Origin of the sequence: Shinella granuli (assembly GCF_004341885.1) — a bacterium.
Classification (GTDB): Bacteria; Pseudomonadota; Alphaproteobacteria; order Rhizobiales; family Rhizobiaceae; genus Shinella; species Shinella granuli.
This window is the reverse complement of sequence record NZ_SLVX01000008.1, coordinates 193,078-217,782: the sequence shown is the minus strand read 5'-3', so window position 1 is coordinate 217,782 and position 24,705 is coordinate 193,078. Positions and strand designations below refer to the sequence as shown.

Annotated in this window: 19 protein-coding genes; 14 read left to right on the top strand and 5 right to left on the bottom strand. The window is 67.2% G+C overall.

Annotation, left to right across the window (positions count from 1 at the left end):
* Position 1: 1 nt before the first annotated feature.
* Genes EV665_RS15385 through EV665_RS15365 form a run of 5 tightly spaced genes read left to right on the top strand, consistent with a single transcriptional unit; the run spans position 2 to position 5,515 of the window.
* Positions 2-850, top strand: coding sequence for a sugar phosphate isomerase/epimerase family protein (locus EV665_RS15385; protein ID WP_133034736.1), 849 nt, complete (start codon positions 2-4; stop codon positions 848-850).
* Complete coding sequence (locus tag EV665_RS15380; protein ID WP_133034735.1) at positions 847-2,355, top strand: sugar ABC transporter ATP-binding protein; 1,509 nt, start codon at positions 847-849, stop codon at positions 2,353-2,355. The genes EV665_RS15385 and EV665_RS15380 overlap by 4 nt, the downstream gene beginning before the upstream one ends.
* Entirely contained in the window at positions 2,352-3,332 is a 981-nt protein-coding gene (locus EV665_RS15375) for an ABC transporter permease (RefSeq protein WP_133034734.1), read from the top strand. Before EV665_RS15380 ends, EV665_RS15375 begins: the two co-directional genes overlap by 4 nt.
* On the top strand, positions 3,329-4,330 hold the full coding sequence (locus tag EV665_RS15370; RefSeq protein WP_064333435.1) for an ABC transporter permease: 1,002 nt from the start codon (positions 3,329-3,331) through the stop codon (positions 4,328-4,330). Before EV665_RS15375 ends, EV665_RS15370 begins: the two co-directional genes overlap by 4 nt.
* Positions 4,331-4,390: 60 nt before the next feature.
* The gene (locus EV665_RS15365; RefSeq protein WP_064333436.1) at positions 4,391-5,515 is read left to right on the top strand and encodes a substrate-binding domain-containing protein; all 1,125 of its coding nucleotides are present in this window, start codon (positions 4,391-4,393) and stop codon (positions 5,513-5,515) included.
* Between the two features lie 245 nt (positions 5,516-5,760).
* Here EV665_RS15365 and EV665_RS15360 read toward each other — a convergent pair whose 3' ends face one another.
* A complete protein-coding gene (locus EV665_RS15360) occupies positions 5,761-6,018 on the bottom strand; it encodes a WGR domain-containing protein (protein WP_133034733.1) in 258 nt (85 codons plus the stop codon).
* A gap of 491 nt (positions 6,019-6,509) precedes the next feature.
* Here EV665_RS15360 and repA point away from each other — a divergent pair, with 491 nt between their 5' ends.
* The 4 genes from repA (at position 6,510) to EV665_RS15340 (ending at position 14,302) form a co-directional block, all read left to right on the top strand.
* The gene (gene repA / locus EV665_RS15355; protein WP_064333438.1) at positions 6,510-7,763 is read left to right on the top strand and encodes a plasmid partitioning protein RepA; all 1,254 of its coding nucleotides are present in this window, start codon (positions 6,510-6,512) and stop codon (positions 7,761-7,763) included.
* Entirely contained in the window at positions 7,763-8,839 is a 1,077-nt protein-coding gene (gene repB / locus EV665_RS15350) for a plasmid partitioning protein RepB (protein ID WP_133034795.1), read from the top strand. Before repA ends, repB begins: the two co-directional genes overlap by 1 nt.
* Before the next feature lie 261 nt (positions 8,840-9,100).
* Entirely contained in the window at positions 9,101-10,327 is a 1,227-nt protein-coding gene (gene repC, locus EV665_RS15345) for a plasmid replication protein RepC (RefSeq protein ID WP_133034732.1), read from the top strand.
* 351 nt (positions 10,328-10,678) lie between these two features.
* Positions 10,679-14,302: a caspase family protein gene (locus tag EV665_RS15340; protein WP_162853067.1), complete on the top strand. Its 3,624-nt coding sequence runs from the start codon at positions 10,679-10,681 to the stop codon at positions 14,300-14,302.
* A gap of 96 nt (positions 14,303-14,398) precedes the next feature.
* On the opposite strand, the gene EV665_RS15335 is transcribed toward EV665_RS15340, so the two are convergent.
* The 4 genes from EV665_RS15335 to EV665_RS15320 all read right to left on the bottom strand — a co-directional run bounded on the left by EV665_RS15335 (position 14,399) and on the right by EV665_RS15320 (position 19,060).
* The gene (locus tag EV665_RS15335) at positions 14,399-15,727 is read right to left on the bottom strand and encodes a D-serine ammonia-lyase (RefSeq protein WP_133034730.1); all 1,329 of its coding nucleotides are present in this window, start codon (positions 15,725-15,727) and stop codon (positions 14,399-14,401) included.
* A 150-nt stretch (positions 15,728-15,877) separates the two neighbouring features.
* Complete coding sequence (gene purU / locus EV665_RS15330) at positions 15,878-16,774, bottom strand: formyltetrahydrofolate deformylase (RefSeq protein ID WP_133034729.1); 897 nt, start codon at positions 16,772-16,774, stop codon at positions 15,878-15,880.
* 20 nt (positions 16,775-16,794) lie between these two features.
* On the bottom strand, positions 16,795-17,691 hold the full coding sequence (gene folD / locus EV665_RS15325; RefSeq protein ID WP_133034728.1) for a bifunctional methylenetetrahydrofolate dehydrogenase/methenyltetrahydrofolate cyclohydrolase FolD: 897 nt from the start codon (positions 17,689-17,691) through the stop codon (positions 16,795-16,797).
* Between the two features lie 91 nt (positions 17,692-17,782).
* Positions 17,783-19,060, bottom strand: coding sequence for a serine hydroxymethyltransferase (locus EV665_RS15320; RefSeq protein ID WP_133034727.1), 1,278 nt, complete (start codon positions 19,058-19,060; stop codon positions 17,783-17,785).
* A gap of 131 nt (positions 19,061-19,191) precedes the next feature.
* On the opposite strand from EV665_RS15320, the gene EV665_RS15315 reads away from it, so the two are divergent.
* The 5 genes from EV665_RS15315 to EV665_RS15295 all read left to right on the top strand — a co-directional run bounded on the left by EV665_RS15315 (position 19,192) and on the right by EV665_RS15295 (position 24,639).
* Entirely contained in the window at positions 19,192-20,160 is a 969-nt protein-coding gene (locus EV665_RS15315; RefSeq protein ID WP_133034726.1) for a LysR family transcriptional regulator, read from the top strand.
* Between the two features lie 255 nt (positions 20,161-20,415).
* The gene (locus tag EV665_RS15310; protein WP_133034725.1) at positions 20,416-21,447 is read left to right on the top strand and encodes a transporter substrate-binding domain-containing protein; all 1,032 of its coding nucleotides are present in this window, start codon (positions 20,416-20,418) and stop codon (positions 21,445-21,447) included.
* 65 nt (positions 21,448-21,512) lie between these two features.
* A complete protein-coding gene (locus tag EV665_RS15305; protein ID WP_133034724.1) occupies positions 21,513-22,724 on the top strand; it encodes an ABC transporter permease subunit in 1,212 nt (403 codons plus the stop codon).
* A complete protein-coding gene (locus EV665_RS15300; RefSeq protein WP_133034723.1) occupies positions 22,721-23,851 on the top strand; it encodes an amino acid ABC transporter permease in 1,131 nt (376 codons plus the stop codon). Before EV665_RS15305 ends, EV665_RS15300 begins: the two co-directional genes overlap by 4 nt.
* Before the next feature lie 29 nt (positions 23,852-23,880).
* Positions 23,881-24,639 (top strand): amino acid ABC transporter ATP-binding protein, encoded by a 759-nt coding sequence (locus EV665_RS15295; protein ID WP_133034722.1) that lies wholly within the window; start codon positions 23,881-23,883, stop codon positions 24,637-24,639.
* Positions 24,640-24,705: the final 66 nt, after the last annotated feature.

The window sequence follows — 24,705 nt, the reverse complement described above, 5'->3', positions numbered from 1 at the left end:
CATGAAACTCGGCATCAATCTCCTTTGCCTGACCGATTTCGTCGAGGAGAGTCATCTCGACAGTATCGGGCGGCTGCGCGACCTCGGCTATGACGGCGTCGAAGTGCCGGTCCTCAAGGGCGAGGTCGGACACTACGAGCGGCTGGGCAGGAGGCTGGATGCCCTCGGCCTCGGCCGGTCGACGACGTCGATCGTGCCGACGCCGGACGCCAATCCGGTCAGCCTCGATGCGGCGATGCGCGCGCGCGGCCTTGCCCATCTCGACTGGGCGCTCGATTGCGCCATTGCGCTCGGCGCCGAAAGCATGGGCGGACCGTTCCATGCGCCGATCGGCTTCTTCACCGGCGCGGGCGCCAGCGAGGACGAGCTGAGATACGGCGCGGATGCGCACCGGGCGCTGGCCGAGCGGGCGGCGGCCAGCGGCATGCACCTGAGCCTGGAGCCGCTCAATCGTTTCGAGACCTATTACCTCAACACGATGGAACAGGCCCGCGCCTATGTCGACCGGGTCGGGCATCCCGCCTTCAAGATCATGTACGACACCTTCCACGCCAATGTGGAGGAGCGCCGGCCGCAGGAGGCCATCCGGCTGATCGGAGAGCATATCGGCGTCTTCCATGTCTCGGAGAACGACCGTGGCATCCCCGGGCGCGGGCACATAGACTTTCCGGCGATGTTCACGGTGCTGAAGGAGATCGGTTATGACGGCTGGCTGACGCTGGAGGCCTTCGGGGCCGGACTGCCGGCCATCGCGACGGCGACCCGCGTCTGGCGGCCGCTGTTCCCGGATTTCGAGACGCTTTTCTCCGAAAGCGCAACCTTCATTCGCAAGACATGGGCAGCAGCATGAGCAGTCCCGCAATCGAGATGCGCGGCATCACCAAGAGTTTCCCCGGCGTGAAGGCGCTGAAGAGCGTGAGCTTCTCGGCCTTTTCCGGCGAGGTGCACGCGCTTGCCGGCGAGAACGGCGCCGGCAAGTCGACCCTGATGAAGATCCTCTCCGGCCTCTACCGGCCGGATGGCGGCGCCGTGATCGTCGGCGGTACGGAACGGCATTTCACCCATCCGCTGGCGGCGATCCGCGCGGGCATTGCCGTGATCTACCAGGAATTCTCCCTGCTGCCGGAGCGCACGGTCGCGCAGAACATCTTCCTCGGTCGCGAGCCGACGCGCTTCGGCCTGATCGACCACAGGGCGATGAACGACGAGGCGCGGCGCGTGCTCGCGCTGTTCGGCTCGGCGCACCGCATCGAGCCGGACACGGTTGTGGCCGACCTCGACGTCGCCAGCCAGCAACTGGTCGAGATCGCCAAGGCGGTGTCGCTCGATGCGCGGGTGATCGTGATGGACGAGCCGACCGCCGCGCTGAACGAGGCGGAATGCGAGGTCCTCTTCGGCCTCGTCGACACGCTGAGGAAAAGGGGCGTGGCGATCGTCTACATCACCCACCGCATGCGTGAGATCACGCGGCTGGCCGACCGGGTGACGGTGCTCAAGGATGGCGAGACGGCGGCGAGCTTCGACCATGTGCCGGAGCCCGATGCGATCGTGCGCGCCATGGTCGGCCGCGACCTCGGCGATTTCTATGCCGAGCCGGCCAGGCTGGAGGAGATCGGCGATGTCGTGCTCAGCGTGCGCAACGCCGGCAATGACCGGTTGAAATCCGTGTCGTTCGATCTGCGCGCCGGCGAGATCGTCGGTTTTGCCGGATTGCAGGGGGCAGGGCGCGTCGCGCTCGCCCAGGCGATATTCGGGTTTACGCCGTTCACCGAGGGCGAGGTCACGCTCGCCGGCACGCCGGCACGCTTTACCAGTCCGCGCGAGGCCATCCGCGCCGGCGTCGGCCTCCTGCCGGGAGACCGCAAGGCCGAGGCGCTGGTGCTGATGCAGTCGGTCTCGGACAACGGCATGCTGACGGCGCGGGCACTGTCCGGCCTTTCCGCAAAGGCCGACGCCACGCCCTTCGTCTCGGCAGAGGAAATGGAGACGCTGCTGCGCAATGTCGATGTGCGCGCCGGCAGCTTCTCGCAGGACATCAAGGCCCTGTCCGGCGGCAACCAGCAGAAGGCCATCGTCGCGCGCTGGCTGGCGCTGGCGCCGCGCCTGCTGATCTTCATCGAGCCGACGCGCGGCATCGACGTCAACGCCAAGGCCGGCATCTACCATCTCATGCGCGATCTGGCGCGCAAGGGCGCGGCCATCATGATGGTCTCGTCCGACCTGCCGGAAGTGCTGGGCGCGTCCGACCGCATCCTCGTCATGCGCAGCGGGGAACTCGTGGCGGCGTTCCCGCGCGGCGTCAGCGAGGCGGATATCATGCTGGCGGCAACCGGCGAGGAGGCGGTCGCGGCATGAGCACGGCAATTTTCGTCAAGCGCCCGGCCCGGCGCATGGAACGCTACGCACCCGCGCTGCTGCTCGGCGTGGCGCTCGCCATCTACGTCGCCATCGCACTCGGCCTCGGCCTCACGCGCTTCCTGACGCCGGAAGCGGCGATCGCCATCCTCAACCGGTCCATCGCGCTCGGCATCACGGCCGTCGGCCAGACCTTCGCCATCCTCGTCGGCTCCATCGACCTGTCGGTGGCGCACCTGATCTCGGCATCGGCGGTGGTCGCCTCCGCCATCATGAACGGCGATCCGGCGATGATGCTGCCGGCCGTTCTTGCCGTGCTTCTCATGGGGGCGCTGGTCGGCACGCTGAACGGGCTGATGATCACCCGGCTGGAGGTCAATCCGCTGATCGCGACGCTCGGCATGGCGCTGATCATCCAGGGGTGCCTTGCCTCCTTCCACGGCCGGTTCGGCGGTTCGGTGCCGGATGCGTTCCAGTATTTCGCCTATGGCGCGGTGCTGGGCCTGCCGGTCAGCCTCATCGTGCTGACGCTTCTCGTCCTTGCCGCATGGATCGTGCTGCGCTTCACCCGCTTCGGCTCCAACATCTATTCGGTCGGCGGCAACCGCGACACGGCGCGCGCGGCCGGCATCAAGACGACGCGCGTGGTGATGGCGAGCCATATCATCTGCAGCCTGTGCGCGTCGCTGGCCGGTCTCTATCTCGCCAGCCGCCTGAAATCCGGCTCGCCCTGGATCGGCACGGAGGGCGCCTACGACCTGGAATCGATCGCGGTCGTCGTCATCGGCGGCACGATCCTGTCCGGCGGCAAGGGCGGGATCTGGGGCACCGTCGCCGGCGTGATCATCTTCTCGCTGATCGACTCCATCTTCAACCTGGCCGGCGTCGACGCCTTCGCCAAGCAGGTCATGCGCGGCATCATCATCGTCGCCGCCGTCGCCTTCTACGCCATACGTTCAAAGAGGATAGTGGCATGATCCGGGAAACCGCCGGCTCCGCAAAGACGCACGCCGCGGCCAGGGCGGGGCGCCTGCCGAAGATCAATCCCGTCTTCTTCGTGCTGGCGGCGCTTCTCGTCGCCATCACGCTGTCGAACCCGAACTTCGTCGAGCCCACCGGCTACATGAATTTCCTGAAGCGTGCCGCGCCGCTCGCCATCCTCGCGGCCGGCCAGATCTACGTCATCGTCTCCGGCGGCTTCGACCTGTCCGCCGGCTCGCTGATCACCCTGACGGTGGTCGGTTCCTCCATGCTGCTCGACAACAATGCCGATGCGACCTGGTGGGTGATCCCGGTCATGTATGCCGTCGGGCTGGCGGTGGGGGTCGTCAACGGCGTCGTCGTCAGCTTCCTGAGGGTGCCCTCGCTGATCGCCACGCTCGGCATGATGATCACGCTGAACGGCGCGGCCTTCATGTGGTCGAGCGGTTCGCCGCGCGGCTACCTGCCGGAGACGTTCCGCTTTTTCGGGCGCGTGAACCTCCAGGGTATCCCGCTCGTCCAGTTCCTGCCGGTGGCGCTGCTGGTGCTCATGGTCGTCGGCACGGTGCTGTTCTGGCTCATGCACCGCACCAATCTCGGGCGCATGCTGCATGCGCTTGGCGATAATCCGCGGGCCGCCCAGATGTCGGGCGTGCCGATCGAGAAGGTACGCATCATCGCCTTCGTCATCTCGTCGCTGAGCGCGGTGACGGCCGGCATCCTGCTCGGCGGTTTTGCGGGCGTGTCGACCGATGTCGGCGTGGGCTACGAATTGCAGGCGATCACCGCCTGCGTCATCGGCGGGGCGCAGCTTCTCGGCGGGCGCGGCTCGGTGCCGGCGTCGATCGCCGGTGCGCTGACGCTGACCGCCATCTTCACGCTGCTCAACTTCATCGGCTTGCCCAAGCCGGTGCGCGATGTCGTGCAGGGCCTGATCCTGATCGTCGCCGTCGTGCTTGCCACCTACCGGCGCAACCGCGCCGGCGGGACCTGAATTTCGTCGGCCGCAAGGCCGCCGGGAGGAACTGAACATCATGATCAACGGGAGTGAGACATGAAAAGACTGCTGACCGCCGCTGTTTCGGCTGCCCTTTTTGCGGGCACCGCGCAGGCCCAACAGCTGAACTTCGACGACCCCGCCGAATTCGCCAGGCAGCGCGAGATGCTGACGGCGAAGGCCAATGGCCCGGAGGGGGAGCCATGGGTGCAATATTACGGTGACCAGATGGCCGACACCGCGCAGTACAGGAAGGACGGTCCCCATACGATCTGCTTCTCCAATGCCGGGGTGAACAATGCCTGGCGCGTGACCGGCTGGACCAACATGCAGGCCGAGGTGAAGCTGCATCCGGAGATCAAGGAGCTCATCCACGTCGATGCCGAAGGTTCCGACGACAAGCAGATTTCCGACATCGACGACCTGATCAACGGCGGCAAGTGCTCGGTGCTGATCGTCTCGCCGAACACCACCGCCGCCCTGACCCCCGCTGTCGAGAAGGCCTGCGCCAGGCTGCCGGTCATCGTCTTCGACCGCGGCGTCAACACCAAGTGCCCGGTGACCTTCATCCATCCGGTCGGCGGCTACGGTTTCGGCATCCAGGCCGGCGAGTTCGTGGCGGCCAACGCCGCGGCTGGCGCCAACGTGCTGATGCTGCGCATCGTGCCCGGCGTCGACGTGCTGGAGACCCGCGCCTCCGCCGCCAAGCGCATCTTCAAGGAGAAGGGACTGAACGTCATCGGCGAGGAATTCACCGAGGGCGACAATGCCAAGACCAAGTCGATCGTCGAGGACTATCTGCAACGCGGCTCGATCGATGCGATCTGGATGGATGCGGGCGCGACCGCTGTCGCGGCATTGGAAGCCTTCGAGGATTCCGGCCTGCCGCTGCCGATCATCACCGGGGAGGACCAGCAGGACTTCCTGATGAAATGGAAGGCCGAGGGCTTCAAGGCGATCGCCCCGACCTATCCGACCTACCAGTGGCGCACGCCGATCATCGCCGCGGTCAAGGTGCTGAACGGCGAGGCCGTGCCCGGTCCGGAATGGGTGATGCCGCAGCCATCCATCACCGCCGAGACGCTCGACCAGTACGTCAACGAGAAGATGCCGCCGCTGCACCACGCCATGTGCGGCTGCGAAAAGCTGCCGGACTATCCGGCCGCCTGGGGCGGCAAGTAAACAGGAGCCGGGCCGTGCGACACGCGGCCCGATTTCTCGAAAGGCACGGCGGCGCTGCAGCAGCGCCGTCGAGCCTTGACGCGATCCAGTCGATGATGGCCGGGTTTTCGATCATCAGCGGGCCGTCGGTGAGGATGAGCGCCGGCATGTTGGGGGCTCTCGGAAGAGATCGTCGCGCGACGCGGCGAACCAGCAACCTTTCCGGCGCTTCGGCGACAAGGCCGAAAAGCCCTTCTCAAGGGGTATCAACGCCGGTCCCCGTCCTCGACGGCGCGGTAGCCGCGCCGCTGTTTTTGCGCGGCAAGCCTCGCGGCGTCCCGGCGGGCGTCCGCGAGGCTTGCCTTGACCTCCCTGCGCTCGCGGGCATAGGCGCCGATGCGTCCCCATTCGCGCACCAGCAGCACGGCGCCGAAGAGATCGCGCGTCACCGTCAGGCGGTAGAAGCGCTGCATGTTGCGGGCCGCATCGCGGCGCTCGAAATGGCTTGACCTCGTCTCTTCCATGGGGCGAGTCTCGCCTGTGGAGCGAATCCCGTCCAACGCCTTTTTGGAATCGATGACGGCGCATCGATTCACGATGCTGATGGACCGCGCCGTTGACAGTTGTCAACGGCGCGGGCCGGCAAGGCGGGGACGCGAATCGGCCGAGGATCGGCATGCGGCCTGGGGCAGCGGTCGTCCCGCCTTACGCGCGGCGGAGCCAGAATCCGGTGGACGACGATCCCGCAAGATGCGCATGAACCCTGATTCTCCGGGACTCCGGCCCTCCTCCGTTAAGGGCTCGTTAACCAAAAAACGCTTGACGCGACTCGCAACCTGTCCCACCGTCTCCTACGGAACTGGGCAAAGATTGTGTTTTTTGCCGTAACTGCCGGAAGCCTCTGTAGATTTTTCCGTCCCCGCATATCCCCGGGGTGGAGAATCGGGGAGACTATGGGCAAGGCGATCCGCCGGACCATGAGGGGCCGCGGGTCGGGAATGAACGGAGACTGCCGATGGCCAAGCCGTCGCACACAGCCCTGGGAGAATCCATGTCGACGCTTCGCCCGGCCGACGAAACCATTGCGGAGGATGCACAGGCGCTGTCCGTGCAGCTCCAGGCGATGCGCGACCGGCTCTTCCCGCCGACCTCGCAGAAGACCCTGCGCAGCTTCACCTCGGGCGAGGCGGCGCGGCTGATCGGCGTTTCGGACGGCTACCTGCGGCAGATCTCGCTGGCGGGAGAGGGACCGGAACTGGCCACGGGTCCCGGCGGGCGGCGCATGTATTCGCTCGCCGACATCGATGCGCTGCGCCATCACCTTGCCGAACAGGCCCGCGCCAAGGGCAATGCGGCGAAGGCCCGCTCCTATGTGAAGTGGCGCGATCCGGCGCGCGGTGAGCACCTGCAGGTCCTCTCCGTCACCAATTTCAAGGGCGGCTCCGGCAAGACGACCTCCTCCGTGCACCTTGCCCAGCACCTCGCCATGACCGGCCACCGGGTGCTCGCCATCGATCTCGACCCGCAGGCCTCGCTCTCGGCGCTCTTCGGCTACCAGCCGGAGCTCGACCTGGCCGGCAACGACACGATCTACGGCGCGATCCGCTATGACGGCGAGGCCCGCCCGCTCTCCGCCATCGTGCGAAAGACCTATTTCCACAATCTCGACCTCGTGCCGGGCAATCTGGAACTGCAGGAATTCGAGCATGCGACGCCGCGCGCGCTCGCCGAGCGCCGGGCAGGGGAGGCGCACGGCCTGTTCTTCACCCGCGTGCAGGCGGCGCTCGCCTCGGTCGCCGACGATTACGACGTCGTCGTCATCGATTGCCCGCCGCAGCTCGGCTACCTCACGCTTTCGGCGCTCTGCGCCTCCACCTCGGTCATCGTCACCGTGCATCCGCAGATGCTCGACGTCGCCTCGATGAGCCAGTTCCTGTTCATGACCTCGGACCTGCTCGGCGTGGTGCGCGAGGCGGGCGGCCAGCTCAATTTCGATTTCCTGCGCTACCTCGTCACCCGCTACGAGCCGCATGACGGGCCGCAGGCGCAGATCGTCGGCTTCCTGCGCTCGCTCTTCGGCAACCGCGTGCTGACCGCGGCCATGCTGAAATCCACCGCCGTCTCCGATGCCGGCCTCACCAAGCAGACGCTCTACGAGGTCGGCCGCGAGAATTTCTCCCGCGGCACCTACGACCGGGCGATGGATTCGCTCGAAGCCGTCAACCAGGAGATCGAGCAGCTCGTCCACAGCGCATGGGGTCGTGCATGATGACCGGCCGCGACCGCAAGAATTCGATCAAGGCGCTGTTCGGCGGCGACATCCTGCCCGCCGGCCCCGAGCGCGCGCCCGAGACGAAGTCGCTTCCCGGCGCCGAGACGCCCGCCGTCCCCGGCCGCGCGTCCTCCGGCGCCGTCAAGGCGATGGGGCTGACGCTCTCCTCCATCACCCGCGAGGCGGAGGAGGCGCGCGCGTTGCGCCAGGCGCTGGAAGAGGGCGAGCGCATCGTCTCGCTCGATACCGGTCGGATCGACGTCTCCTTCGTCAGCGACCGCCTTTCCGACGAGGAGCGCGACGATCCGGATTTCCTCGCCCTCGTCGAGAGCATGCGCGAGAACGGCCAGCAGGTGCCGATCCTCGTGCGCCCCTCGCCGGCGGCGGGTGGGGCAGGGGAGGGCGAAGGCCGCTACCAGGTTGCCTACGGTCATCGCCGCCTGAAGGCCGCCCACCGCCTCGGCATCAAGGTCAAGGCGATCGTGCGGCCGCTCACCGACGACGAGCTGGTGCTCGCCCAGGGCAAGGAGAATGCCGAGCGGCGCAATCTGAGCTTCATCGAGCGCGCGCTCTTTGCCCATACGCTGGTCGGCCGCGGCTTCGAGCGCCGGCTCGTCTGCGATGCGCTGACCGTGCAGAAGAGCGAGTTGTCGCGGCTGCTGCAGGTGGCCGAGGCGGTGCCCTTCCGCTTCATCCGCGCGATCGGCCCGGCGCCGAAGGCGGGGCGCGAGCGCTGGATGGCGCTCGGCACGCTGTTTTCCAACGGCAACGGGGCGGAGATCGAGAAGGCGGCCGATGAGACGACCTCCGAGCGCTTTGCGGCGGCGGCAAGCGACGAGCGCTTCCAGATGCTGTTCGACCGGCTGCTGCGCCCGGCGCAGAAGGCGCCGGTGGTGGCCGAAGAGAAGATCGTGCGGGCCGACGGCGCGCTGCTTGCCACGGTCGAGCGCAAGGGCAGGGCGGTGCGCCTTTCCTTCGCGAAGGATGTCGATCCGGCCTTCATCGCGGCGCTGACGGGCCGTCTGCGGGAGGATTATGCGGTCTTCCTGGCCGAAAAGGCGGGCAGGGACTGAGCGCGAACACATGTGATTCGGCCGCCTGAGCGGCCGGCAAACACCTGAGAAACCAGCGAAAGGAAACGCGGAGACAAGAAAAAAGGCCCCCAAAACGTCACCATTTCGGAAGCCCTCTTCTATGTAGCAATTCGAGAGAATCACTTCCAACAGTCAAAGTCAAGAGTCGTCCGGCCTGATCGCCGCACGAAATGAAGGACTTCGTCTGCCTGATGGCCGGCGTCGACGGGACCTCCTTGCCTCGGAAAAGGGGACCCGACAATGATGGAGCAGATTGCAACGACGCCTTTCGGCGGCGGACGGATGAGTGCGCGCCTTTTCCTGCGCCAGCGCGCGGCGGCCGGGCGGCAGGAGAAGCTGCGCGCCGGCGCGGGCGGCAACGACACCGGGCGCGCCGACAAGTGGCAGCTCATGCGCGCCGTGACGGAGGCCCGCCGGGCCTACGGCATCGGCGACCGCACGATCAGCGTGCTGGAGGCGCTCGTTTCCTTCGTCGCCGAGCGGGAGCTCGACGGCGCGGCGCCGATCATCGTCTTCCCGTCCAATCGTGAGCTTTCGCTGCGTGCGCGGGGCATGGCCCCGGCGACGATCCGCCGCCATCTTGCGGCGCTCGTCGAGGCCGGCCTGATCTTCCGCCGCGACAGCGCCAACGGCAAGCGCTTCTGCCGCCGCGACGAGACGGGCGCGCTGGAGGATGCCTTCGGCTTCGACCTTGCGCCGCTGGCGCTGCGGGCCGGCGAGATCTTCGAGGCGGCGGAGGCCGTGCGGGCCGAGGACAGGGCCGTGCGGGCCCTGCGCGGCGAGGTGACGCTGCACCAGCGCGACATCGCCAAGATCCTCGCCACGGCCCTGGAGGAGGGCAGGGCCGGCGACTGGCTGGATTATTCCGCGCGCCTGGCAGACCTTTCCGCCGGCCTCGGCCGCCGCGCCGCCGGCGATCTCCTCGCGGCGCGGCGCGAGGGACTGCTGCGCCTTCGGGCCGAAGTGGAAAGCGCTTACCTCTCAAGCCTTTCGGAAGAAGAAATGAGCGGCAATGACCTTCAAACCGAGCAGCATATACAGAATTCAAACACAGACCAGAATCTTGAATCCTACGGCCGAGAAACTCAAAAGGCGAAGGCCGTGAACGAGGCGAGGCCGGCGCCGGAACAGAAAATGGCGATCAGCCTTGGCCGGCTGGTCAGGCTTTGCCCCGACATCGCCGATTATGGACGGGACGGCCTGACAAGCTGGGCCGATCTTCTGGCGGCGGCCGATCTCGTGCGCTCCATGCTGGGCATTTCGCCCGATGCCTGGCAGAAGGCCAAGGCCGCGATGGGTGAACAGGCGGCCGCGGTGGTGATCGCCGTCCTCCTGCAGCGGGGCGAAGCCATCCGCTCGCCCGGCGGTTACCTGCGCGATCTCACCGAAAAGGCCGTCCGCGGGGCGTTCAGCATCTATCCGATGCTGCAGGCATTGGAACGCGGGCGATCCGCCGGGGACGACTGATGCAAAAGCGCCCGCCTTCGACAAAATCCGGCCCGGCCGGGCATCGATCTCGTTTGCTTGCGATATTGCATTGGGGCGCAAGAACGCCGTTGAGGTCCGTTTTGTCGCCGGCATATCCGCTTGGCGTGCTGATGTGAGATCGACGGGGCGCCTCCTTTGTCTTTTATTTAACCATGCCGCGAATGAGCGGCGCCTTTGATCCGTTAGCGCTAACAAGCGAGCGTGAGTCGCCGCCTGGGCCGGAATTCCCATGCACGACGTTCTGGGGCGGGGCGCGAAGAGGGCGGGCGATCCGTAAGCGCCGGGGCACGGAAGACAAGGGATCGCGGTTTCGTTTCCGAGGTGATGCCGATGCGCCTGACATTCGTCCTGCCGGCCTCCGCAGTTCTCCTGCTGCTTTTCGCCCTTTCCGCGACCGCCCAGCCCAGCTTCGATTGCCGGAAGGCCTCGAACGCGGTGGAGCAGGCGATCTGCGCCGATCCGGCGCTGGCGGCGCTCGATGCCGAAATGTCGGCGGTCTACGGCGCCGCGCGCGCCGCGGCGACGGGCAGCGCCGCGGAGACGCTGGTGGCGGAGCAGCGCGCCTGGCTGCGGCAACGCGGCCGCTGCGGTGGCGATGCCGCCTGCCTCGGCCGGCAGATGCGCGAAAGGATCGCCGTGCTCCGGCGCTCTCCCGTTGTGGAGACCGGGGCGATGGCCTGTCCCGCGGCGCTCGGCGAGGCGCGGGCGCTCGTCGCCGGCATCCGGTTCACCGTCGGCCTGACGCAGAAGCTGACGCCGGACACCGGCCTGCAACTGGGCTACCAGTTCCCGGCGGCGCGGCCTTCGCCCCTGCCGCTGTTCATCGTCGCCGATTTCCCGCCCGCCACGCGCTTCAGGGGCAAGGGCTTCCTCCCGCTGACGGCCGGGGCGAAGGGGCCGGACGGCCTGCGGCATGCGCAGGCGCGCGTGCGCGCCATCATCCCGCTCTTCGGCCGCCAGCCCGCGGCAAGCGGGCTCATCACGGCCTTCCTGCTTTCCGCCGGCCGGCAGGATATCGGCGTCAGCCTGGTGACGGGCGGAAAATGCGGCGAACATGTGCTGCGCACGGAGCGTTCGCCAGACCTGACGGTCCAGCTCGGCCTGCCGGAGATCGTTGTCCAGGACCGCTTCACGACCGATGCGCCGGAGATGGTGCTGGCCGATGCCTCCGGCCGCCACGCGATGAAGGTCTATGATGGCCGCTACGAGGTCTTCGACCGGGAGACGGGCGCGCTGCTGCTCGCCCGGGCGGGGCTGAACCCGCGGTTCTCGCCGGCGGGGCGGTTCGTGGCGGCGGGGCGGGCGACGGACAACCGGATCGAGGTCGTCGACCTTGCCGATGGCGCGGTGATCCAGGTGCTGCGCCCCGGAGTGCTCGCTTGGGCGCGCAACGACAGTTTCATCGTGCTCGGCGCGGAAATCCGCCAGTTGGAAAACACCGTCGTCTCCACCCTCGACAGCGATCTTGTCACCGGAACCTCCATGCGGAACATGGAGGTCGGCTGGCTCACCGAAATCGTGCTCGATATCGACCGCATGTTCGTGGCGATGACCGGCCCCAACGCCGACGGCTTGAAGGACGGCGGGCTGTTCTGGGACATGATTTCCGATGAGACCCACGATCTGGCGGAAAGCGGGCCGGGGCTCTTTGCCTTGATGTCGCAGGGCAAGAGCGACGATTTCGACCCCGACGGCGCACGCAAGGCGCTTCGCCAGCTTGTGAAAACCCACCGCGGCATCGATATTCCGCTTGAAAGCCCGCTTTGGCGGTTCGGCGAACCCGTTCGTGTCACCCATGGCATGGAGAGCTACCGTATCAACGCGCGCGAACCGGACGTGCAGGCCTTCGTGGCCGAGGACCAGGCCGTCGAAAATCCCCTGCCGGCGGTGACGGCGACGGCGGCGGATACCGACGAGCGCTGTGAAACGGCCGAGGACGGGCGCGGCCTTGCCCGCGTGGAGGGCGGGGACGTGCTCTGCGCCGTCGCGGTGGCGGGCCGCGGCCTCGGCCGCCTGCCGCAACCCGTCTTCCAGGCCTCCGAGGCGACGATCTTCGACCGGATCGGCGATGTCATCGGCGAGATCGACCGCGTGTCGCGGATCGATCACGACACCTATGGCGACCATATGGATTTCGGCGCCGCGCGGAAGGCGAAGATCGACGCGCTCGTGACAGAGATCGCCGCGGCGACGCCGGCCATCCGCGGGCGCATCCGCCCGTTGCCGCGGGAAGACATCGGCCTTGCATGCAGCACCTCCGCCGAGGCGTTCGATCCGGCCGCCATCGAGCAGGCCTGGCGCTGGGGGGAGGAGACGAAGGTCCGCCGCCTGCTGTTCGTCAATTGTTATGCCGGCAGCTCGCGGATCAGCCAGGCGGGCCTCATCCTGGTTTCGGACGGCCTCATCGTGGATATCGACCGGCAGCTCGTGCCCGACAAGGCCTCCGAGGATACGAGCGCCTTCGGCTGGAGTGCGTCCGATGCCAGCGCGATCAGCGTTTTTGCGGTGGCGCAGGAGCGCATCCTCGTCTCCGCCAGCTATTCCGGCATGGCCGCCGTCATCGACACGCGCACCGGCAGGCGCATCGGCAACCTCATGCCGCTGGACAACCCGACGCTGGTGCGCGCCATGCGGCTCACCCGCGACGGCCGGCATCTGGTGCAGCTCAACCACGACGGCCGCTTCACTGTCTCCCGCGTCGATACCGGCGAGCAGGCACTGGCGGGCGTGCATATCGACGACGAGATCGTCGTCATGCTGCCGGACGGCCGCTTCGACACCAGCTACGAGGGCGCGCATGCGCTGAATGTCCGCTTTGCCGGCATGGCCGGCCTGCAGACCGTCCACCAGTTCGGCGCGGCGCTGCACCGGCCCGGCCTTGCACAGGCGGTGCTGGCGGGCCACGACGTCGCCGCGCGGCCGGAAACGCTCGGCGCGCCGCCGCTGGTCGCCTTTTCCGCGCGCGCGGCGGAGGCCGGCCGGCGCCGCCTCGTCGTCAGCGCCAGCGACGATACCGCGCTTGCCCGCCTGCGCGTCTTCGTCGACGGCCGCCTGGTGAGCGAGCGCGCCGTTACGGGCGCGACGGCCGAGGCGGTCTTCGAGATAGACGATCCCGGCGGCGGCCACTGGATCACCGTGCTCGCTGACGATGCCGACGGCCTCGTCAGCACGCCGAAAGGCCTCGTCCTGCCGCCGCCCGCGGGCGGCCGGGGAATGCTCCATGCCGTCCTCGTCGGCATCGACGCCTATAGCGGCGATCCCGCCATTCCCGCGCTTTCCTTCGCGCGCAGCGATGCCGAGCGCCTGAAGGCGGTTCTGGCGCAGGCGGGCGACGGGCGCAGGGAACCGATCCTGCTGACCGACGAGGCCGCGCGGGCGGAAACGATCCTGAAGGCGGTGGCGGATGCCGTCGCGGCGGCGGGGCCGGAGGATACGCTGCTCTTCTCCTTCGCCGGCCATGCCGTCGGCTCGGGCGAGCGCGGCACGACGGGCGAATTGCTGCTCGCGCTGCCCGGCACGCGCACCGCGGCGCTGAAGGAAACCGCGCTGGCCTGGCGGGAGGTCGCGGCCGTCCTGGCCAAGGCCGAGGCGAAGGTCGTGGTGCTGCTCGATGCCTGCCATACGGGCCTTGCCGGCAGCAGCGCCTTCGCGACGAACGACGACGTGGCCGGCGCGCTCCTGACCCGTGCCGGCGCGCCCATGGTGGTGCTCGCCGCCTCGAAGGGCCGGCAGGTGGCGCTGGAAAGCGCCGGCAGGGGCGGCGGCGTCTTCACCTCGGCCATCGTCGAGGTGCTGGGCGCGGGGCGCGGCGCGGCGGATGCGGACACCAACGGCGTCATCGACCTCGGCGAGTTCTACGCCGCAGTCAAGACCCGCGTGCTGCGCGACACGGAGGGCCGGCAGAGCCCGTGGCTCGCCCGCAACCTGCTGGTCGGCGACATGGCCTTGTTCTGAGGCGGCGGATACGGACGCTTGGTGGCGCACGCATCGATGATGCGAACGGGCCGTGCCGCGGTATGTCCGCTTTGCACCAAGGCGGGTTGCCGGCGGTCAGGTCGGCCCGCCGATCTCGTTCGCCGTGCGCAGGAAGGCCTGGAACCGGTCCTCCGGCACGAAGGCGCCGCCGGTGGTCCAGATGACATGGGTGGCCTGGGCGAGGCGGCCGCCGATCTGCCATTGCGCGCAGAAGTCCTTGCCTGCCGGGTGCTTCACCAGGAAGTCCGGGCCGGCAAAGCCGGCGGCGGCGGACGGTTCGAGGCGCAGGTTCTGGCTATGGTGGGCGCTCAGGAGCCAGCGGAACAGGGACGGGTCGTCGACGGTGAAGACGCCGGCCAGCATGCGGCGCATGACGGTGGCGACGAAGGCCGACATGCGGGCGACGGCCATGCCGTCCGCCTCCGTGCGGTTGGTCAGGCCGACATCGTAGACGGAGACGAGATCCGCCGAACCGCTCATGAGATGGACCAGCGCGCAGGGCGATTGCACCGGCTCCACGAAGAAGCAGTGCACATTGTCGCCGAAGACCGTCTTCGCGCCATAGGCGACGCCGCCCGGTGCGCCGCCGATGCCGCAGGGCAGGTAGAGGAACAGCGGATGCTCCGCATCGACGACGATGCCGCGGGCCTGGAGCTGTCCGGCAAGCTCCAGCGCGGCGACGCTGTAGCCGAGGAAAAGCTGCCGGGATTGCTCGTCGTCGACGAAGTAGATCGTCGGGTCGCTCTCGGCGGCGATGCGGGCATTCTCCACCGCGGTCGTATAGTCGGCGTCGTGCCTGACGACTGCGACGCCGAGCCGCGTCAGCCGCTCGACCTTCCACGCCTTGGCGTCGGCGGACATGTGGACCGTCGCCCTGAAGCCGAGCGCGCGGGCCGCGACGCCCACGCTGAGCCCGAGATTGCCGGTGCTGCCGACGGCGATGGTGTAGCGGGAGAAAAAGGCTTTCGCGTCCGGTCCGGCAAGGCGCCGGATGTCCTCGCCCGCCTTCAGCAGGCCCTCGCGCCGGGCCAGCCATTCGGCGAACAGGAAGACCTCGTAGACGCCGCCGCGCGCCTTGATCGACCCGGCGACGGGAAGGGCATTGTCCGCCTTGACGAGAAGGGTGCCGAATTCGGCGCCGTCATAGCCCAGCGCCTTGCGCATGGCCTCCAGCGGCACGAGATCGGAGCGGATTTCGCCGTTCGTGGCTTGCAGTTCGGGGAAGCAGGCTTCCAGCAGGGGCGCCAGCCGCCAGTTTTCCCGCGCCTCGTCCACATCCGACGGCCGCACGGGAAGCGTCGCATCCGCGATGGCGTTCTCCGAGTAGTGCGGGTTCGTCCAGAGCGTCGGGCGCGCCGCCAGCACATCCGAGCGGGCGGGATTGTCGGGGAGGTGGATGGCCATGTCGTGATCCTGCTTCGGGTGGGAGGCGCGCGCCGCGCCATTGGCGGCGGCGTGCCGGTCTTCAGGGGGTAGCGATAGCCGCGGCGATCTCGACCTGGCAAGGCGCGTGCCGGCAGCGACGCCTTTCACGGGTCCCGTGGCGGGCGGAGCCTATCCCATGCGCTCGGAGGCATAGGAGCCGGGCGAGGGCGGGAAGACGATGGTCCGGTTGCCGTTGAGGAAGACGCGGCCGTGGATATGGGCGTGGATGGCGCGGGCGAGCACCTGGCTCTCCACGTCGCGGCCGAGGCTGACATAGTCTTCGGCGCTCTGGGCGTGCGTCACGCGCACCGTGTCCTGCTCGATGATCGGGCCCTCGTCGAGATCGGCGGTCACGTAATGCGAGGTCGCGCCGATCAGCTTCACGCCGCGCTCGAAGGCCTGCTTGTAGGGATTGGCGCCCTTGAAGGACGGCAGGAAGGAATGGTGGATGTTGATGATGCGGCCCGACATCGTCCGGCACATCTCGTCGGAGAGCACCTGCATGTAGCGGGCGAGCACGATGAGCTCGGCGCCCGTCTCCTCGACGATGCGCATCTGCTCGGCCTCGGCTTCCGGCTTGTTCTCCTTCGTCACCTTGATGTGGTGGAAGGGGATGTCGTGGTTCACGACCACCTTCTGGTAATCGAAATGGTTGGAGATGACGCCGACGATGTCGATCGGCAGGGCGCCGATGCGCTGGCGATAGAGCAGGTCGTTGAGGCAATGGCCGAAGCGCGAGACCATGAGGATGACCCTGCGCTTGGTCGTCTCGTCGAAGAATTCGGCATCCGCCTGATAGGCTGCGGCGATCTCGGCAAAGCCCTCGCGCAGCGCTTCCAGCGTAAGGCCCTCCTCGGACTGGAAGCTGACGCGCATGAAGTAGCGGCCGGTGCTCTTGTCGTCGAACTGGGCGCTGTCGGAGATGTTGCAGCCGTTGGCGGAGAGGTAGGTGGCGATGGCGGCGGTCACGCCCCGTATCGAGGGGCAGGCGACGCGCAGGGCATAGCGGTTGGAAAGGGCGGACATTGGCGATCCTTTCGGGTCGATCAGTCGATAGGGATGGAATGCTGGCGGCCGAAGGCCGTGAGCGTGTTGGAGAGCAGGCAGGCGATTGTCATGGGGCCGACGCCGCCCGGAACGGGCGTGATCGCGCCGGCCACATGGCGGGCCTCCTCGAAGGCGACGTCGCCGACGATGCGCGACCTGCCGTCGATCTGCACCCGGTTGATGCCGACGTCGATGACGATGGCGCCCGGCTTGATCCAGTCGCCGCGCACGAGGCCCGGCCGCCCGACCGCGACGACGAGAATATCGGCGGTGCGGCAGAGCTCCGGCGTGTTCCGCGTGCGCGAATGGGCGATGGTCACCGTGCAGTTTTCCGAAAGCAGCAGTTGCGCCATCGGCTTGCCGACGATGTTCGACTTGCCGACCACCACGGCGTGCAGGCCGGAAAGATCGCCGCCGAGCCGGTGCTTCAGCAGCATCAGGCAGCCGAGCGGCGTGCAGGGCACCAGCGCCGGCTGGCCGGTGGAAAGGCGCCCGGCATTGGAAATGTGGAAGCCGTCGACATCCTTGTCGGGATCGATGCCCTGGATGACGGCACCGGCGTCGAGATGAGGCGGCAGGGGTAGCTGGACGAGGATGCCGTGCACGGCGGGATCGCCGTTGAGCCGGCCGATCAGCGCCATCAGGTCGTCCTGCGTCGTGTCGGCCGCAAGCTCGTGCTTGAAGGAATTCATGCCGGCGGCGGCCGTCTGGCGGTGCTTCGAGCCGACATAGACGGCGCTGGCGGGATCGCTGCCGACGAGGACCACGGCGAGGCCCGGCACGGCGCCGGTCGCGTTCTTCAGCCGTGCGACCTTCACCGCGACGTCGTCCAGCAGGCCGGCCGCGAACATCCTGCCGTCGATGATCGCACCGCCCGCAACCCTGTCCATTCCCATGACGTTCCCTTTCGCATCATCCAAGGCCCGGCTCGGGCCGGAACGAGGCGCGAATGGCGCGCCCCCTTCTGTCGGTCCGGATCTCTCTCGCTCAGTGCGCGTAGACCGGGAAGGCGGCCGTCAGCCTGGCCACCTTGGCCTTCGCGCCGTCGACGACGTCGTCCGCCGTGCCGGCGGCTTCCGCCTCGATGAGGTCGGCGATGATGGTGCCGAGCGTGCGGAACTCCTCTTCCTTCATGCCGCGCGTGGTGGCGGCGGAGACGCCGAGGCGCATGCCGACCCATTCGGGTGGGCGCGGGCTGTCGCCCGGGATCGGGTTCTTGTTGGCGGTGATGTTGGCGCGCGCCAGAAGGTCTTCCGCCTGCTTGCCGATCAGGCCCTTGCTCGACAGGTCGACCAGCACGATGTGCGTGTCCGTGCCGCCGGAGACGATGCGCACGCCGCGGTCGATCAGGGTCTCGGCAAGGGCGCGGGCATTGGCCTTGACCTGCGCGGCATAGACCTTGAAGTCGTCCTGCAGCGCTTCGCCAAGGCAGACGGCCTTGGCGGCGAGCACGTTGCTGTGCAGCGAGCCCTGGACGCCCGGGAAGACGGCAGCCTGCAGCTTCTTGAACCAGGCCTCGTTGTTGGTGAGGATCAGGCCGCCGCGCGGGCCGCGCAGCGTCTTGGTCGTGGTGCAGGTGACGATGTCGGCATGCGGGAAGGGCGAGGGGTGGGCGCCTCCCGCGACGAGGCCGGCGATATGCGCCATGTCGACGAGGAACCAGGCGCCGACCTTCTTCGCGATCCTGCCCATGCGCTCGAAGTCGAGTTCGCGCGGATAGGCCGAGCCGCCGGTGATCAGCAGCGTCGGGCGGACCTCCTCGGCGATGCGCTCCAGCGCGTCATAGTCGATGACCTCGGTTTCCGGGTCCACATTGTAGTTGTGCGATTCGAACCAGCGGCCCGACAGGTTGCCCTTCATGCCATGCGACAGGTGGCCGCCGGCGGCCAGATCGAGCGAGAGGACCTTGTCGCCCGGCTTCAGCAGCAGGAAGAAGACGGCGAGGTTGGCCTGCGTGCCCGAATGGGGCTGGACGTTGGCATAGGCGCAGCCGAAGAGCTGCTTGGCGCGGTCGATCGCCGCCTGCTCGACGACGTCGACGAACTGGCCGCCGCCGTGGAAGCGGTTGCCCGGATAGCCTTCCAGCGTCTTGTTGGTCATCTCGTGGCCGAGCGCGTCGAGCACGGCGCGGCTGACGATGTTCTCGGATGCGATGAGCTCGATCTGGTCCTGCTGGCGCTTGCGCTCGTTGTCGATGGCGCCGGCGACGAGCGGGTCGCGCTCGTGAACGGGGGCGTTGAAATAGGCTTTCGTCTGTTCGGTCATGACCAGTCTCCGCAAGGGGTATGAGGGCTTGGAGAAAGGCTAGTCACGGCTTCGATCCAGAAAAAGTTAATAATATTTGCACATGCGTTCTGATTTGCTAATCATTCTTCGTGTTGCTCCAGGAGGAAAGAATGGACCTTGCCCGCTTGCGCGCGCTGCGCGAACTGTCGATCCGCAAGACCATGGCCGCGGTGGCCGAGGCGCTATACGTTTCCCCATCCGCCGTCTCGCAGCAGATCGCGCTGCTGGAACAGGAGGTCGGCATCGACCTCATCGAGCGGCGCGGGCGCGGCGTCGAGCTGACGCCGGCCGGAAAGCAGCTCGTCGAACGGGCGGAGCGGATCCTCATCGAGCTGGAATCGGCCCGTGCCGACATCGCCGAACTGAAGAAGGTCATTGCCGGCGAGCTGCGGGTGGCGGCCTTTCCCTCCGTCGCCGCGGCGGTGGTGGCGGGGGCGATCCAGGGCCTCCATCGCCTCCATCCGCGCCTCACGGTGCAGTTCGACGAGATGGAACCCGCCGAGAGCCTCGCGGCCCTGCGCAGCTGGCAGACGGACATCGCGATCATCGACGACCTCAACGTGCCCGCCGGTGCCGTCGATCCGAACATCGAGACGATCCCGTTGATGGAGGATGTCTTCAATGTGATGGTGTCCCAGACCCATCCGCTGGCCGAGCAGCCGACCGTCATGCTGCATCAGTTGCGCGGCGAGCGCTGGGCGCTCGACACCGCCTCCTCGGCCTATAACCGCATGATCACCGATGCGTGCCAGGAGGCCGGCTTCACCCCCAACATCGTCGCTCGCTGCAAGGGCTTCGAGGTGACGATCGCGCTGATCCGGGAGGGCTACGGCATCTCGATCCTGCCGGGTCTTCGGGCGAGCTACGACCTCGAGGACGTCTGGGTCTGCAAGGTCGAGCCGGAGATCCGCCGCAAGATCTCGCTCGCCTTCCGCAAGGGGGAGAAACGCAGCCCCGCCGTCCAGGCCTTCATCGCGGAGATCAACGCGCGGATCGGTTCCCGCCGCCGGTTACCCACCGGCAAGGGCGAGGCGCGGATCCCGCCCGATACGGCTTCCGCAGGCAATGCCGACGGTTAAAATCAAACAGTTTTGCTAAATAGTACGTAAAGCAGAATTAAGTAGACCTGAACAAATCGTGTTCCTATCGTCCCCCTGTCGATTGATATGGGTTCGCAGCTTGGCTACCAAACGGCGGACTTAGGCCAATGGCGGGAACAATCGCTACAGAACGGCAAGAGCCGCTGTTGCCCTATCGCCCAAATCAGCTCTCGGCATGAGAACCGGGCTCTGCACCAGCGTGCAGGGCGCTCGCGATATTCACAGGGGACTGCAATGAAACTGATCAAGCTTCTCACGGCCGGCATGTTTGCCGGCCTCGCCGTTACCGCAGGGCACGCGTCGGCCTCCGTCCTCGATACGGTCAAGCAGCGCGGCACGCTGAACTGCGGCACGGACAACACCGCGCCCGGTTTCGGCTACCTCAACACGACGACGGGCCAGATGGAAGGCCTCGATGTCGACTTCTGCCGCGCGGTCGCCGCCGCGGTCCTCGGCGATGCGTCGAAGGTCAAGTTCGTGACGGTCACCGACAAGAGCCGCTTCGATGCGGTCCTCACCAACCAGGTCGATGTCGTCTTCGCGCACACCACCATCAAGCCGGCGCGCGAATCCTCCATCGCCATCGATTTCCTGCCGGTCAATTTCTACGACGGCACGGGCGTCATGGTGAAGACGGAGTCGGGCGTGAAGGAATTCGCCGACCTCGACGGCGCCACCTTCTGCACGACGCAGGGCTCGGTGACCGAGACGGTCCTCACCAGCGCCTTCAAGGCGCGCGGCTGGGAAGGCTCCAAGGTCCTGACCTACGAGAACCTCGAAAAGCTCTTCGCCGCCCTCAATTCCGGCCGCTGCAACGCGATGAGCACGGACAAGTCCGCGCTTGCCGCCTGGGCCGGCAATTCGCCGACGCCGGCCGACTATCTGATCCTGCCCGACACGCTCGACAAATCGCCCTTCGGCGGCTTCGTCGCGGCCAATGATTCCAAGTGGCGCAACGCGCTGCGCTGGGTCACCTACGGCCTGTTCCAGGCGGAGGAATCCGGCATCACGCAGGCCAATCTCGAAGAGAAGCAGAAGAGCGAGGATCCGTTCGTCCAGAAGTTCCTCGGCGTCGGCGGCGGCTACGGCAAGGATTTCGGCCTTCCCGACGACTTCGTCGCGCAGGCGCTCAAGGTCACCGGCAATTACGGCGAGATCTATGCGCGCAATCTCGGCCCGGACACCCGGATGTTCCTCGACCGCAAGGGCACGCCGAATGCCCTGTGGACCGAGGGCGGCGCCATCTATTCGCCGCTCTGGAACTGATCCCCTCCTGACCGGACCGGGGCGGCATCGCGCCCCGGTCCCCCAATCGGTTCTGGTATTTCGACATGACTGTGCAAACCCAAGCGAACGTGGCCGGTAACGTGGCCGACGACGACCTGCCGGCTCGCCGCCGGCGCAACCGGATTCGGTACAACGCCACCCAGTCCGCCATCGTCGCGGCTGCCATCGTCCTCGTGGTCCTCTTCGCCTTCGCGGTGAAGGAGGGACTTGCCCGGCACGGGATCAGGTTCAGCTTCTCCTTCCTCTGGGATGCCGCGGGCTTCGACATCAGCGAAGGCAAGACGGTCGCCCTGGAGGACGGCGTCTGGCCGGCCTTGCTGAACTTCACGTCGGATCACCTGATCGCCCAGGCCTTCGTCACCGGCATCTTCAACACGATCAAGGTGGCCGTCCTCGCCATCCTTCTCAGCACCGTGCTCGGAACGCTGCTCGGCGTCGGCCGGCTCTCGACCAACTGGGTGGTGCGCAACCTCTCCTTCTGGTGCGTGGAGTTCGTGCGCAACACGCCGCTCCTGATCCAGCTCGTCTTCTGGTATTTCGCCGTCGTCCTGCATTTCCCGCCGATCGCCGCCGCCGCGAAAGTCTACGGCGTCGTGATCAGCCAGCAGGGCCTCTATTTTCCCGTCCCCACCTGGCAGGGGGGTGACTCGGTCCTCGCCATCGGGACCGCGACGGCATTCTGGGTCGCCATCCTCGGCGTGCTCTTCGATCGCAACGGGACGGTCCGGTGGATCTGCGCCGGCGCCGTCCTCCTGCTTGGCGCAATGATGTTCGCAACCGGCATCGTCGGCCTCGACCTTCCAGTCGCCTCGAAATTCCAGGCGCGTGGCGGCACGAGCATGAGCCCGGAAATGGCCGCGCTGCTGCTTGCCATCGTCGTCAACAGCGCGTCCTACATCGCGGAAATCGTGCGCGGCGCCATCGACGCGCTGCCGAAGGGGCAATGGGAGGCGGCCGCCTCCCTCGGCCTCACGCGCCGCGACACCGTCAACGACATCATCCTGCCGCAGGTCTTCCGCGTCGTCCTCCCGTCCTTCGGCAACCAGTATATCAGCCTGACGAAGAACACCGCCCTCGGCATCGCCATCGGATATCCCGAGCTGTTCAACATCTACGGTACCATCGCGAACCAGACCGGCCACAGTCTGGAAGGCATCGTCATCGTGATGGCCTCCTACCTCATCCTGAGCTGGGCCATCAGCGCCGCCGTCGGCTGGGCCGACCGCCGCATGACAAGACACGGAGCGTCGCGATGATCGCCAGATCCCTGAAATGGTCGCGGCACAACCTGTTTGCCAAGCCGTTCGACGTCCTCCTGTCCCTCACGGTCATTCCCGGCGTGCTCTGGCTCATCTGGCAGATCGCCGGCTGGGCGCTGACGGTGGCGCAATGGGACATCATTCCGCAAAGCCTGCGCGTCCTGATGATCGGCATCTTCCCGGTCGACCAGGCGTGGCGGACCTGGGTCGCGGCGATGATCATCGCCGCCCTGCTCGGCGCGGCGCTGGGCTGCGTCTTCGCGTTCCGCGGGCGGCATGCCGGCGGCCTCCTCCTCGTGGTGGCGGTTGCGCTGGTCCTGACGGGGACGAAGGGCCTTGCGAACATCCTGTGCGTTGCCGCGCTCGTCGCTCTCTTCGGACTGTCCTGGGCGCTGATTTCCCGCGTTCCCGCGGCCCGCAGGGGTCTCGTGCCGGCAAGTTTCGTCGGGCTGATCGCGATCTTCGCCGTGATGGCGCCGCCCGGCGCCGGCCTGTGGGGCGGCCTGCTGCTCAGCATCCTCCTGACGCTCGTCACCGCGGTCGTCACCCTGCCGATCGGCATCCTGCTCGCCTTCGGCCGCCGCAGCCGCTTTTCCAGCGTGCGCTGGATCTGCACCGCCTATATCGAGGTGATGCGCTCGGTGCCGCTGATCATGGTCGTCTACTGGATCTGGATCCTGATGCCCGTGCTGACGCCGCAGCTCAATCTGGCGGATGTGGTGCGCGGCATGATCGGCTTCACGCTGTTCTATTCCGCCTATGTCGCCGAATATGTCCGCAGCGGCCTGCAGGCCGTGCCGCGCGGGCAGACGGAAGCCGCCCGGTCGCTCGGCATGAGCGAGTTCGACATCAACCGCTCGATCGTCCTGCCGCAGGCCCTTCGCGTGGTGGTGCCGCCGCTCGTCGGCAATGTGCTCGACATCTTCAACACGGCGCCGCTGGTCTTCATCATCGGCCTCACCGACTTCCTGCGCGCCGGCCAGATGATCCTCGCCAACCCGCAATATGGCGACCGCACCTATGAAGTCTATTCGTTCCTGTTCCTGACCTATTTCCTCGTCGGATCCCTGATCACCTTCGTCGCCCGCAAGCTCGAAAAGCACCTTGCGCGGGGCAGCCGATGAGCGACGCGAACACCACCGGAGGCCGCTCCATGAGCACCATCGTCGAAATGAAGACCCTCAACAAGTTCTACGGAAGCCATCACGTCCTGAAGAACATCGACCTCTCCGTGGCGCGCGGCGAGGTGGTGGTGGTGATCGGCGCGAGCGGCTCGGGCAAGTCGACGCTCATCCGCTGCGTCAACGGGCTGGAAATGTACCAGAACGGCAGCCTCCTGGTGGACGGCTACCCGATGCCCGTGGAGGAGGATCGCCTTCTCGGCGGCGAAAGCGAGCTTGCCGCCATCCGCAAGGGCGTCGGCATGGTGTTCCAGCAGTTCAACCTCTTCCCGCACAAGACGGTGGTGGAGAACATCACCATCGCGCCGATGCGCGTGCACCGCAAGTCGAAGGCCGAGGCCGAGGCGACCGCGCTCAGGCTGCTCGACCGCGTCGGCCTGAAGGCGCATGCGCACAAATATCCCGGCCAGCTCTCCGGCGGCCAGCAGCAGCGCGTGGCGATCGCCCGTTCGCTGGCGATGGAGCCGCACCTGATGCTGTTCGACGAGCCGACCTCGGCGCTCGATCCGGAAATGATCGGCGAGGTGCTCGACGTGATGCGCGAGCTGGCCGCCGACGGCATGACGATGATGATCGTGACGCACGAAATGGGCTTTGCCCGCGAAGTGGCCGACCGGATCGTCTATATCGACCAGGGCGCGATCCTGGAAATCGGCAAGCCGGACGCATTCTTCGACAACCCGCAGAACGAACGCGCACGCGCCTTCCTCGCACGCGTGTTGAAGCACTGAAGCGCCGTGCGTCCGGACGGACGCACAAGGACGCGCTATATATCTGACCGCGGACGACGGCTGAAA